The sequence below is a fragment of the Campylobacter concisus genome, assembly GCF_003049085.1.
Classification (GTDB): domain Bacteria; phylum Campylobacterota; class Campylobacteria; order Campylobacterales; family Campylobacteraceae; genus Campylobacter_A; species Campylobacter_A concisus_H.
In genome coordinates, this window is the sequence record NZ_PIQX01000006.1 from 123,335 (window position 1) to 135,397 (window position 12,063).

At 37.1% G+C, this 12,063-nt stretch carries 10 protein-coding genes; 7 read left to right on the forward strand and 3 right to left on the reverse strand.

The genetic code is table 11. The features are described from left to right. Positions 1–17 precede the first annotated feature (17 nt). The 3 genes from CVT13_RS08255 (at position 18) to CVT13_RS08270 (ending at position 5,469) form a co-directional block, all read left to right on the forward strand. On the forward strand, positions 18–869 hold the full coding sequence (locus CVT13_RS08255; RefSeq protein WP_021091781.1) for a universal stress protein: 852 nt from the start codon (positions 18–20) through the stop codon (positions 867–869). 293 nt (positions 870–1,162) lie between these two features. After that, on the forward strand, positions 1,163–4,780 hold the full coding sequence (dnaE, locus tag CVT13_RS08265; RefSeq protein WP_107812231.1) for a DNA polymerase III subunit alpha: 3,618 nt from the start codon (positions 1,163–1,165) through the stop codon (positions 4,778–4,780). After that, positions 4,780–5,469, forward strand: a complete 690-nt coding sequence (locus tag CVT13_RS08270; protein WP_107812232.1) for a DUF6882 domain-containing protein — start codon at positions 4,780–4,782, stop codon at positions 5,467–5,469. Before dnaE ends, CVT13_RS08270 begins: the two co-directional genes overlap by 1 nt. On the opposite strand, the gene CVT13_RS08275 is transcribed toward CVT13_RS08270, so the two are convergent. Genes CVT13_RS08275 through CVT13_RS08285 form a run of 3 tightly spaced genes read right to left on the reverse strand, consistent with a single transcriptional unit; the run spans position 5,466 to position 7,947 of the window. Then, positions 5,466–6,128 carry an isochorismatase family protein gene (locus tag CVT13_RS08275; protein WP_107785250.1) on the reverse strand — a complete coding sequence of 221 codons (663 nt, stop codon included), beginning with the start codon at positions 6,126–6,128 and terminating at the stop codon, positions 5,466–5,468. The genes CVT13_RS08270 and CVT13_RS08275 overlap by 4 nt on opposite strands. Then, positions 6,125–7,114: a sensor histidine kinase gene (locus CVT13_RS08280; RefSeq protein WP_107812233.1), complete on the reverse strand. Its 990-nt coding sequence runs from the start codon at positions 7,112–7,114 to the stop codon at positions 6,125–6,127. The genes CVT13_RS08275 and CVT13_RS08280 overlap by 4 nt, the downstream gene beginning before the upstream one ends. After that, on the reverse strand, positions 7,111–7,947 hold the full coding sequence (locus tag CVT13_RS08285) for a DUF234 domain-containing protein (RefSeq protein ID WP_107812234.1): 837 nt from the start codon (positions 7,945–7,947) through the stop codon (positions 7,111–7,113). The genes CVT13_RS08280 and CVT13_RS08285 overlap by 4 nt, the downstream gene beginning before the upstream one ends. Positions 7,948–8,057: 110 nt before the next feature. On the opposite strand from CVT13_RS08285, the gene CVT13_RS08290 reads away from it, so the two are divergent. From CVT13_RS08290 to CVT13_RS08305, 4 genes are all read left to right on the forward strand, one after another. Then, entirely contained in the window at positions 8,058–9,389 is a 1,332-nt protein-coding gene (locus CVT13_RS08290; protein ID WP_107812235.1) for an aminotransferase class V-fold PLP-dependent enzyme, read from the forward strand. After that, positions 9,386–10,132 (forward strand): hydroxymethylpyrimidine/phosphomethylpyrimidine kinase, encoded by a 747-nt coding sequence (locus CVT13_RS08295; RefSeq protein WP_107812236.1) that lies wholly within the window; start codon positions 9,386–9,388, stop codon positions 10,130–10,132. Before CVT13_RS08290 ends, CVT13_RS08295 begins: the two co-directional genes overlap by 4 nt. Then, complete coding sequence (thiE, locus tag CVT13_RS08300; protein ID WP_107812237.1) at positions 10,125–10,730, forward strand: thiamine phosphate synthase; 606 nt, start codon at positions 10,125–10,127, stop codon at positions 10,728–10,730. The genes CVT13_RS08295 and thiE overlap by 8 nt, the downstream gene beginning before the upstream one ends. A gap of 70 nt (positions 10,731–10,800) precedes the next feature. After that, entirely contained in the window at positions 10,801–11,949 is a 1,149-nt protein-coding gene (locus tag CVT13_RS08305; RefSeq protein WP_107812238.1) for an aminotransferase class V-fold PLP-dependent enzyme, read from the forward strand. Positions 11,950–12,063 lie beyond the last annotated feature (114 nt).

Genomic DNA, 12,063 nt, shown 5'->3' on the forward strand with positions numbered 1-12,063 from the left:
ATTTTAAAGGACAGATGATGAAATACAAAAAGTTGCTTTTTCCAATAGGAGCTGGAGACGATATCGAGCCAAGAATTTATGGTGCCCTAAAGGTTGCTCAGTGGTTTAACACACATATGGAAATTATGACTTGTCAGCTTGATCCAAGCGTAGTTTATAATATGAAAATGACGCTTCGTGGAGGAGTGCTTTTTGAAGAATTTCTAAAATCAGCTAAATCTGAACTAGCTGTCGAGCATGAAGAGAATGAGAAAATTTTTAATAAAATTTGTGCTGAGCTTGGCATAAAAGTAACTAGTGAAATCATTGAAGATGTTTGCACTGCAAATTTTACGATCCATAGTGGCAAAAGAAGCGCGATAGTGGAGCAAGAGAGTAAATTTTGCGATCTTGTAGTGGCCGCTGTGCCACTTGATGGAAAGATCACTGGAACATTTGAGTCAGCTGTTTTAAAAAGTGGTAAAAATGCGATTGTAATCCCTAGAAAAATGCGTGAGTTTAAAGCCGATAATATCCTTGTTAGCTGGACTGGTACGACACAAAGCTCAAGGGCATTAACAGGCTCGATAGATCTTTTAAAAAAGGCAAAAAAGGTTCAGTGCATTACCTCAAAAGCAAGCCTTGGTGATAATGCTGAACTAAATCTTAAGAAGCTTGAAGAGTACTTCAAAATTCATGGCATATCAGCCACTTTTGAAGTGATTGCTACCACGATGATACCTGGTGAAGCGCTTTTAAAAGCAGCTATTGATAGAAACGCTGATCTAATCGTTGCTAGCAGATATGGTGAAAATGGTCTTATGGAAATGGTGCTTGGTGGCACTTCGAGATTTTTCTTGGAACACACAAATATCCCAGTTTATCTATAATGGATTGCGGCTTAGTCCGCGATCTAATTCTTTTAAATTAATCTAATTTTTACTCACTCGCAAGATTTGACTACTGATTTTAAGTCTCGCAAAGCTTGCCACTAAAATTAGAGCCGAAATTACTCGTTTAAAATTTACAAGACCTTAATAGCATAGTGCGTCAGATGGCAGCGCGCTTCGTTCTTAGCCACAAACTACAAATTCTATAAATTTTTAAAGCTCCCATTAAGTTTTCATCAAGCACCTTATTAGCCAAAATTTTGTAAAATCCACTCATTAAAAAAGGATAAAAAATGAGTGAAAATTCTAGCTTTACACACCTGCATTTACACACCGAATACTCCCTTCTTGACGGAGCGAACAAGATAAAAGAGCTAGCTCACGTGCTTCATGATAGAGGCGACACAGCAGCGGCGATTACTGATCACGGCAATATGTTTGGAGCGATAGATTTTTACAAAGCGATGAAAAAAGAGGGAATAAAACCACTAATTGGCATCGAAGCTTACGTTCATAATGGCGAGCAGCTTGATGACAAGAGTACTAAACAGCGTTTTCACCTCATACTAATCGCCAAAAACGAGACTGGCTATAAAAATTTAATGTATCTTAGCTCTATGAGCTACATCGAGGGCTTTTACTACTATCCTCGTATAAATAAGAAAATTTTAAAAGAGCACAGCGAGGGCTTGGTTTGTAGCTCAGCGTGCTTGCAGGGCGAAGTGAGCTGGCATCTAAATTTAAGCGATCGTAACGTCAAATTTGGCGCTAAAGGCTACGAGAGAGCAAAAGAGGTCGCACTTGAGTATAAAGAAATTTTTGGAGATGACTTTTATCTTGAGATCATGCGTCACGGCATCGGTGATCAAAAACGCATTGATGATGATATTTTACGCATCGCCAAAGAGACTGGTATAAAGGTTATCGCTACAAACGATACTCACTACACTTTTAAAGAGCGAGCCGACGCACATGAGGTTTTTATGTGTATCGCGATGAACAAAACTTTAGATGATCCAAACCGACTTCGCCACAGCGTTCATGAGTTTTTTGTAAAAAGCAAAGAGCAGATGAGTGAGCTATTTTTAGATATCCCTGAAGTGATAGAAAATACCCAAGAGATCGTAGATAAGTGCAACCTTGAAATCAAGCTTGGCAATCCAACTCCGCCAAATTTTAAATTTACACTTGAATATGCAAAAGAGAGAAATTTAACACTTCCAGAGCCTGAAAATAGATATAGTTTTAAAAATGATGCTGTGTTTTTTGAATATGAATGCAGAAAGGGGCTTGAAGAGAGGCTAAAATTTGTTCCTGAAAATTTACATGACGAATACAAAAAGCGTCTTGAGATAGAGATTGGCATAATAAATAAAATGAATTTCCCAGGCTATATGATGATCGTTTGGGACTTCATAAATGAGGCTAAAAGTAGAGGCGTGCCAGTTGGCCCAGGGCGTGGTTCTGCGGCTGGTAGCTTGGTCGCTTACTCGCTAAAGATCACCGACCTTGATCCGATCCCATACAACCTACTTTTTGAGAGATTTCTAAACCCAGAGCGTGTTAGTATGCCAGATATCGACGTGGACTTTTGTCAAAGTAGGCGTGGCGAGATAATTGACTATGTTACGCAAAAATACGGAAAATTTAACGTTGCTGGCGTTATTACCTTTGGTAAATTGCTCGCAAAAGGTGTTATAAGAGATGTTGCTAGGGTTTGTGATATGCCTTATGCCGAAGCTGATGCGATGGCAAAGCTAATACCTGATGAACTAGGCATTACGCTAAAAGATGCTTATGAAAAAGAGCCAAAGATAGCTGAGCTAATAAACCAAAATCCAAAGGCAGCTAAAATTTGGAAATTTGCACTTGATCTTGAGGGGCTAAATAGAAACGCCGGCCAGCACGCAGCAGGTGTCGTTATCTCAAATGAGGAGCTGTGGAACAAAACTCCGCTATTTCGTCAGCCAAACAGCCCAGAAGATCGATATGTTACGCAGTATAGCCTTAAGTATCTTGAGGATGTGGATTTAATAAAATTTGACTTTCTTGGACTAAAAACACTAACGGTTATCGATAATGCCATAAAGCTCGTTAAACAGCGCACTGGCAGAGACATCATCTGGGAGCAGGTCGATAAAAACGATTCTAATGTTTATAAAATGATACAAAGCGGCCAAGCGATAGGAATTTTCCAAATCGAGGGCGAGGGCATGAGAAAGCTAGGAACTAGCTTGCGTCCAGACTGCTTCGAGGATATCGTCGCGATGCTAGCACTCTACCGCCCAGGACCAATGGAAAGTGGTATGCTTGATGATTTTGTCAAAAGAAAACATGGCGAGGCAGAGATAACCTACTCATTTAAAGAGCTTGAGCCAATCCTTGCGCCAACATACGGCGTCATCGTCTATCAAGAGCAAGTTATGCAAATCGTTCAAGCTATAGGCGGCTTTAGCCTCGGTGGGGCGGATCTTGTGCGCCGTGCGATGGGTAAAAAGATCAAAGAAGAGATGGATAGACTAAAGGGTGAGTTTGTAAAAGGCGCTGAGGCAAAAGGGCTAAATGGACAAAAAGCAGACGATCTTTTCGAGCTAATTGTAAAATTTGCAGGATATGGTTTTAATAAATCTCACTCCGCCGCCTACGCCTACGTCACATTTCAAACGGCTTATCTTAAGGCCTATTATCCGGCTGAATTTATGGCAGCACTTCTTACAAGTGAAGAGAGCAACGTCGATAAGATCGTTCGCTATATTGATGAAATAAAACGCATAAATATAGATACTTTACCGCCATCTATCAACAAATCAACTAAAGAATTTAGCGTCGTTAAAAATGGCGATCATGACGGCATTATCTTTGGGCTTGGTGCGATTAAAGGTGTTGGCGGAGCGGCTATTGAAAACATTATCACTGAGCGTGAAGCAAATGGCGAGTTTAAGAGTATGGACGACTTTGTCTCAAGGATCGATCCATTTAAAGTAAATAAAAAGGTCTTTGAAAGCCTCATAAAAGCTGGTTGCTTTGATGAGTTTGGCTTTAGTCGTAAGATGCTTATGCAAAATGTAGAAAATATCATAGAAGCTTGCAAAAGTGCAGCTCAGATCCGTAAAAATGCTGTTGAGAGCTTGTTTGGCGAAGATGAGAGCATGAATGATGTGAGGATAAATTTTGTCACGATAAATGATGAATTTGACATCAAGCAAATTTTAAAATTTGAGCAAGAGAGCGTTGGTATCTACCTCTCAGGCCACCCGCTTGATGATTATAAAGACGAGATCAACAAGATAAAATATACTCTAAGCTCAGAATTTGAGAGCTTGCCACAAAGTGCTGAAATTTTAGTCGTTGGTAAGATCGAGGACTTTAGCACAAGGATAACCAAAAGTGGCAAGAAAATGGGCACTATAAACGTGCTTGATTTTCACGGAAATATCGAGATCGCAGTCTTTGAAAGAGAGCTTGGCAATATCGAAGATATAGTAAAAGATGAAGCAAAACGCGACCTGCCTTATGCTTTTAGGATAAATATCACAAAAGATGATCAATTCGTAAGGACAAATTTAAACGAGGTTTATAGCCTAGAAGATGCACAAAATTTAGACTTTAAGACAAGAAAGCTAAAACAAAACTCTAAATTTTCTAAAAATGAAGAAGCTAGCACGCCTCAAAGAGCAAGAGAATATGCTGAGCTAGAGGTACTTTTATGCCTTAGTGAGCTTAGCAAAGATAAGATCACTAATCTTTATAATCTTGGCTATAACGAACATATAAAAAGTGGCACAAACAACGATAAACGTCTTGTTATTAAGATAAAAAATGAAAATACGGCTCAAATTTTTGTCTATAAGACAAAATTTGTTGTAAATGACAGCTTTAAAGAAAAAGCACTTCAAGCAATAGCTTGCTAATGCCTAAAGAAGCGATGTTTTTAGATAAGCTTGGCGTAGATAAAAGTAACTGGAGCGAGTTTTTTAGCGCATGTGTTGGCAAAGCGACATTACTTCAAAAACGTGCATTTAAGCTACTTGTTGAAGGTAGCAACTGGCAGGTTGATTTTGATAGTGGCAAAATTTACTTTGATGGGCGTGAGTTTGACATGCAGTTTATTGGCTCTGAAAGCTTCTCGTCAAATACGTGGCTTTGGGGTTATGAAAATATAAATGGCTTTGATGAGCGGTTGCTCAAGCTTGCAAATAAAGCACGTGAGTTTGGCGAGAAATTTGGACTTAGTGCATTTAGCACGCCACGATTTGACCTAGATGAAAATTTCAATGGTCACACGATTAGTATGGTTCTTTGCGCTGCTTTTGATGAGCAAAATTATTATAGGATAGAGTACGATGGAGGAGCGGCGTATGTGGCTTTTAGATCAGATGTGGTCTTTGAAGAGCCAGTGCTATCAAATGAGCTTTTAGGCGTAGTAAATGAGTATTTAAGCACTTACGAGCTAGATCATAAAATCTTTATAAAAGGACTTTTGCTAAGCTGTGATATGAAATTTAGCGAAAGTCCTAATGAAATCGTATCGGATAAATACGAGCTTAGCTTTAAATTTGACGAGCTAAATAGGCTCATAAATATTTCAAGTAAGCTTTAAAATTTAATACTCTTTACCACATCAGCACCAAGTGCTAGCTTCATATGAAGAGAAAACATCTCGTGGTAAAAGTCACCATTGTGTCCTGGTATATCGTACGTTTGCGTAAGATCAAACGGCACGATAACTCTTGATTTTTTATTGTATTCATTGGCTCGTAGCTTAAGATAACTAACGCACTGATAAACACACATGTCAGTGCAATCTCCAGTAACAATAAAAGTGTCAATTTGTGGGTTTTGCTCTAAAAATTTCTCAAATTCTTTATTAAACGCAATGCTTAAAGAGTTTTTATAAAATGTCTTGAACTCTTTAAAAAAGCTTAGATCCTCTATCTCTTTTACAGTTTTTATCTCATTTGTATTGAGCATAGCGTGAGGTAAAAAGGTCTCAAATTCTTTTGAATCACTGGTGTGTCTATCTTCTATAAGGATAAAATTTCTAAAGCCAAAATCTTTCCACGCTCTATCAAAAAGTGTTGCGATCCCTTTTGATAAGGCAGCTACTCTTTGACTAGAGAGTGCGCCGCTACCAGCAAAAGCTTCTATCATATCGATACAGATAAATGCAACGTTTTTTGCTCCATCGTTTGAAATTTCTCTTAAATCAAGCGTTTGAAGAGATTTTTTAAAAGCCTCAAGTTCGTTTTGTATGTTCATTCTTTCTCCTTTATTGGTAAATTTATGCAAAATGTTTTTGGATTTAGTGTGATCTCGATACTGCCTTTGTGAGTCTCTATGATCTGCAAGCAAAGGTGCAGTCCAAGGCCGTTTCCTTTTAGCTTGCTGCTTTTAAACGGCTCAAAGACTATGGCTTTATCTTTGATAGGCTCGCCACTATCATAAATGATAAATTTATGCTCACTCGGTGTTTTTTCGTAGCTTAAAATGATCTCTCCCTCATCATCATCGCTCTCTTCGATGGCATCAATAGCGTTAAATAAAATATTTTGAAAGACAATGGCTAGTAGATCAAGATCACCCGTATATTTGCCATCTGGAAATTCTAGGCTAAATTTAATATCCTTTGAATAGTCGTAAAAATTTATAGCCTCTTCGCACTCTTTTTTAAGTTGTGAAAAGTCAAAAATTTGTGCATTTATATTAAGCCCTTTTGTGAAAAGTAGAGTGGCTTTGATTATACGTTCGACTCGCCATGTAGCTTTTTGTATTTGATTTACTATAGGCTTTGTGCGCTCATCAGCTCTTTTAAGTAGAGTTGAAGCTAAAAGCGAGATAGAGCCTACTGGATTTCTGATCTCGTGGGCTAGGTGAGCTGCTACTTGACCCATAGATGCAAGACGCTCGGTGCGTTTTTCTACTGTTATGTTTGTTGCAGAGATTATTAGTTTATTGTCTTTAGAGCTTGTTTTAAAAAGATAAATTTGCCCATCTACATTTATCTCGCCCTCTTTTTTTGGTATCTCTTTAAAAATTTTACCAAGTCTTACTGCTTCTGAGTTTTGTAAAAAGATCTCATCATTCTCATCTAGCACCCAGATAGCATTTGGCAAAATTTCCACAATATCTTTAATGAAATTTTGCAAATTTGCATAAGATGATGTTAAATTTTTATATTCGTTTTCTATCAGATAAGTCTGCTCTATCAGGCTTTTTAAGCCAGCTTGGATATCGTGTTCGTTCATTTTAAAAGTTCCTCAAAATCGCTAATTTCATAAAGCCTTAGCCTTTCATCCTTTAAATTTCTTAGCTCGCTACTAAATCCACTCTTTGAAAAAAGAGCGATAATATCTGGACTGATATTTAGTTTTTCGCATTTTTTTAATAGTAAATTTAGCACGTTTTTGCAAACCTTTCTCTCTTTGTATTTTGCCTCTCCGACTATGATCTTGCCGCCTATATTTAATAGCATATCAAGCTCTATATTCCTGCTCCAAAAGCTACTTAAAAATATGCCATTAATTAGAAATTTTTTTGCCATGAGTTCACCGCATAAAATTTCAAATCCAAGGCTTGCATATTCGTCAAATTCTTTTTTTATAATGGCTAAAATTTCATCATTTTTACCAGCTTTTAGCAAGCTTAAATTTGGCTCTATAAATCTAAACCAAAACCTTGAAAAATGGCTATTAAAATGTATTTTATCCTCAACTTTATAGCCCCTTTCTTCTTTTTTTAACATCTGGTTTTTTGATCTTTTTGGCAGTACTTCTCTACTTTTTTCTAGCAGTAAAAAATTCTTTTCAAAAAGCTTTGCGTAGACTTTGCTAGCTAGGCTTTGAGGTAAAATTTTATTTACGCTAAATTTTTTTCTATCGCTTCGTGCGAGTTTTATGAGGGCAGATTTTATAGCATCGTTTGTATCGGATTCGAAGTAAAATTTTGGCATCAAGGCTATAAAGTTGTTTAAAATTTCAGCCTCGATCGCTTCAAAAACATCATAATATGAGTGCTTTAAATCAAACTCATCAAAGACGAGATGAAATTTAATAAGTTCATTTATATCGAGGTGTTTCATTCGCTCAAATGTTGATTTTAAAGCTTTTATATCGGCTCCTTTATTTGGGCATTGTAGTATATTTTAGCTAAAGTAATCTATAATGCTACGCAAAAAACAAGGGTTGTGATTTGGTAAATTTAGAGCATATTAGAGAAAATATAATTTTAAAAAATGGCATTTATTATTTTGATTTTACAGCTTCAGGGCTAGCTTATAAACCTATCGAAGATGAGATAGCAAAAATACTTCAAACATACGCAAATACACACTCTATCAGCTCATCAAATGCCTATAAAACCGCTCAAATTTATGAAGATTCAAGACGTGAATTAAAAAGCTTGCTAGGACTTGATGATAGTTTTTATCTTTTTGCTTGTGGCAATGGAGCTACCGGCGCGATAAAGAAATTTCAAGAAATTTTAGGAATTTATGCACCGCCAGCGTTAAAAAAAAGATATGCCCTAAAGCCAGATGAAAATTCTCCGCTCGTAGTACTTGGCCCTTATGAGCATCATTCAAATGAGATAAGTTTTAGGCAAGCACTTTGTGAGGTTGAGCGTATCAGGCTTGATAAAAATGGAGGGATCGACTTTAATCATTTGGAGCAAATTTTAAGGATAAATGTCGGTCGTGAGATCATCGCAACTTTTAGTGTGGCTTCAAATGTGACTGGGGTTTTGAGCGACTACCGCAAAATTTATACTCTTGTAAAATCTTATGGTGGCATTGTGGCATTTGATGCTGCAAGCTTTAGTGCTTATGGAAATATCGATTGTGACTATTTTGATGCTCTTTTTTTATCTCCTCATAAATTACTTGGTGGAGTTGGAAGTTGTGGGCTTCTTGCTATAAAAAAGATACTTGCAAACTCAGATGAGCCGACATTTGCTGGCGGTGGAACGGTAAGTTATGTCAGCAAAAACTACGCTATATTTGTAAAAGATAGTGAGCAGTTAGAAGAGGCTGGCACTCCACCTATTTTAGGATTTATAAGAGCAAATTTGGCCTATAGGCTAAGAAATGAGATAGGATTTGAGACAATATATGAAAATGAGAGCGAGCTTGGAGAGTATTTGGAAAAAAAACTAGCAGAAATTCCTGAGCTTACGTGCTATCGTCCAAATAACATAAAGCGTTTGCCGATATTTTCTTTTAACGTAACTGGTGTTTCGCCTTATGAACTAGCTAAAGTTTTAAGCAAAGAATATGGTATTCAAACGCGTGCAGGATGTTCTTGCGCTGGACCATATGGACATGATCTGCTTCATTTAAAAGAAGATGCATTATTTACCCATAAGCCAGGCTGGGTAAGGGCTGGACTCCACTATACGCATACGCTAAAGGACGTGGATTATTTAGTAGATGCATTAAAAAATAGCATTAAAAAGTATTCAAGCATTTGGAAGGTCGATGATCCTTTTAGTGTTGATAAAATTTCAGGTTGTATGGGAGATAGATGAAAAATATATTAATCATTGCAGGAAGTGATAGTGTTGGTGGTGCTGGCGTGCAGGCTGATATTAAGACATGCGAGGCATTTTCTTGCTACGCAGCGACGGCTATTACGGCTCTTACGGCACAAAATACAAATGGCGTTAGCAATATCTTTGCTACAAATGTTACAAATCTAAATGAACAAATCAAAATGGTAGACGAAGAGCTAAACATAGATGCCATAAAGGTTGGTATGCTTTTTAATAAAGAGCTTATATCTTGCGTTGGTTCTTGGCTTGAAAAATTTCATAAGCAAGGCATTAAAATAGTAATAGACCCAGTTTGCGTAGCAAAATCAGGCTCAAAGCTTCTTGAGGATGACGCGATAGCAAGCTTAAAAGAGCTTTTTAAATTCGCAGACATTATTACACCAAATATCGATGAAGCCAAAGTTTTGGAGCTTAATAGTAAAAATTTACCTTGCGATATGATCTTAAAGCGAAGTACGGTTGCAGAAATTTGTGAAGATACTCTTTTTAAAAAAAATGGTGACGTGATTAAATTTAAAGAGCCACTAATAAAACCAGAGATCATGCATGGGGCTGGATGTAGCTTTGCAAGTGCGCTGGCCTGCTTGCTGGCAAATGGACACGCCAAAGAAGAGGCCATAAAACTAGCCAAAAAATACATTTTAAATGCTATTAAAAATGCAATTACGACAAAATTTGGCAAACGTCTACTAAATCATAAAGTTGGCATAAGTGATTGAAATTTACGCGATTAGCGACGATGTATTGATGCCTGAAAATTTAGCCTTGCAATATACTAAAGAAATTTTAGAGTGTGGGGTGAAATTTTTTCAATTTCGTTCTAAAAAAATACCCAAAGATGAAAGGCTAGCTGGTGAAATTTTCAACCTATGCGAAAAATTTGGAGCAAGATTTATCGTAAATGATGATATTTTATTTGCTGCTCATATAGGGGCAAAGTCCGTGCATTTGGGAAAAGATGATGTGAGTATAAAAGAGGCGTTTGAAATTTTAGGGGATGACGCTTACGTGGGGGTTAGCTGCTATGATAGCTTGGAGCTTGCCCTTAGGGCAAAACAAAATGGTGCTAGCTATGTGGCTTTTGGAGCGATGTTTAAAAGCCCAACAAAACCAAATGCGTCACTTTGCAAGGCCCAAACCATATCACAAGCAAAAGAAATGGGAATGAATGTGTGTGTCATAGGTGGCATAAACTCTAGTAACATTGCAAGTGTCGCTAGAGTAAAGCCAGACATGATCGCCTTAATATCCGCTATCTATAAAGATGGCACGATAAAGAAAAATATAGAAAATTTACAAAGAAATTTATTGCTTTAAAAGATGCTTATTTTGCAAGCTTTTTTATGAAAATTTAATTATAATCCCTGCTTTAAATAAAAGGAAAACATTGCTAAATATCGATGAAGTAAGAAAAAATATCATTTTAAAAGAGGGTCTTTACTATTTTGACTACACGGCTTCAGGTCTTGCTTACAAGCCCATTGAAGATGAAATTTTAAAATTTTTAAAAACCTACGCAAACACTCACTCAGATAGTAGTTCAAGCGCGTTGCTAACGCAAAAATACTATGAAAATGCAAGGGCTGAATTAAAAAGCTTATTAGGCCTTGACGATAGTTTTTATCTTATCGCGACTGGTCAAGGAGCAACGGCTGCGATAAAGAAATTTCAGGAGATAGTGGGAATTTATCTGCCTCCAGCTACAAGAGCCTTGATCGGTGAAGCAAATTTAAGAAATTTAAACTTGCCACTAGCGATCATTGGCCCTTATGAGCATCACTCTGTTGAAGTTAGCTTAAGAGAAGGGCTTTGTGATATAAAACGTATAGAGCTTGATGAAAATAATGAGATAGACTATGTGATGCTTGAGAATACATTAAAGCAAAATGCAAAAAGAAAGATAATAGCTAGCTTTAGTGCCGCCTCAAACGTCACTGGCGTTAAAACCGATTATAAAAAAGTTTACTCACTAATTAAAAAATATGATGGCGTTTTAGCACTTGACGTGGCCACTCTTAGTGCTTATGAAAATGTTGATTGCAGATATTTTGACGCACTATTTCTCTCGCCTCACAAGCTACTTGGGGGAGTTGGGAGTTGTGGGCTTTTGGCCATCAAAAAAGAGCTTTGTAAAAATTTGCCTACATTTGCAGCAGGAGGCACAGTCAAATATGTAAGCAGGACATCGCATATTTTTACTAATGAAGTTGAAAATTTAGAAGAGGGTGGTACACCGCCGATAATGCAGCTAATCCGTGCAAATTTAGCCTATAAACTAAGAAATGAGATCGGACTTAATAATATAAAAGTGGCTGAATGTGAGCTAGGTGAGATGTTTTGCAAAGAGTTAGAAAAGATAAATGAGGTGATAAATTATTGCCCTAAAAATTTAGACAGATTGCCTATTTTTGCATTTAATGTAAAAGGTATTTCACCTTATGATTTTGCTGCGAGCCTAAGTAGTGATTTTGGTATACAAACGCGTGCAGGCTGTGATTGCGCTGGGCCGTATGGACATGATTTGCTTAGATTTTAAGATAGAAGTCAAGAGAATTTAACAATTTCTTTCAAAATGGGGAACATCAATAAAGCTTTTGAAATTACCGCCCCAACGATTAAGAGTATTTAAGCTCTCCCAATAATTGCCAAT

What these genes read in the sequence shown, in the direction of transcription:
- CVT13_RS08255 (WP_021091781.1), top strand. Translation starts at nt 18, where the DNA reads ATGAAATACAAAAAGTTGCTTTTTCCAATAGGAGCTGGAGACGATATC.
- dnaE (WP_107812231.1), top strand. Translation starts at nt 1,163, where the DNA reads ATGAGTGAAAATTCTAGCTTTACACACCTGCATTTACACACCGAATAC.
- CVT13_RS08270 (WP_107812232.1), top strand. Translation starts at nt 4,780, where the DNA reads ATGCCTAAAGAAGCGATGTTTTTAGATAAGCTTGGCGTAGATAAAAGT.
- CVT13_RS08275 (WP_107785250.1), bottom strand. Translation starts at nt 6,128, where the DNA reads ATGAACATACAAAACGAACTTGAGGCTTTTAAAAAATCTCTTCAAACG.
- CVT13_RS08280 (WP_107812233.1), bottom strand. Translation starts at nt 7,114, where the DNA reads ATGAACGAACACGATATCCAAGCTGGCTTAAAAAGCCTGATAGAGCAG.
- CVT13_RS08285 (WP_107812234.1), bottom strand. Translation starts at nt 7,947, where the DNA reads ATGAAACACCTCGATATAAATGAACTTATTAAATTTCATCTCGTCTTT.
- CVT13_RS08295 (WP_107812236.1), top strand. Translation starts at nt 9,386, where the DNA reads ATGAAAAATATATTAATCATTGCAGGAAGTGATAGTGTTGGTGGTGCT.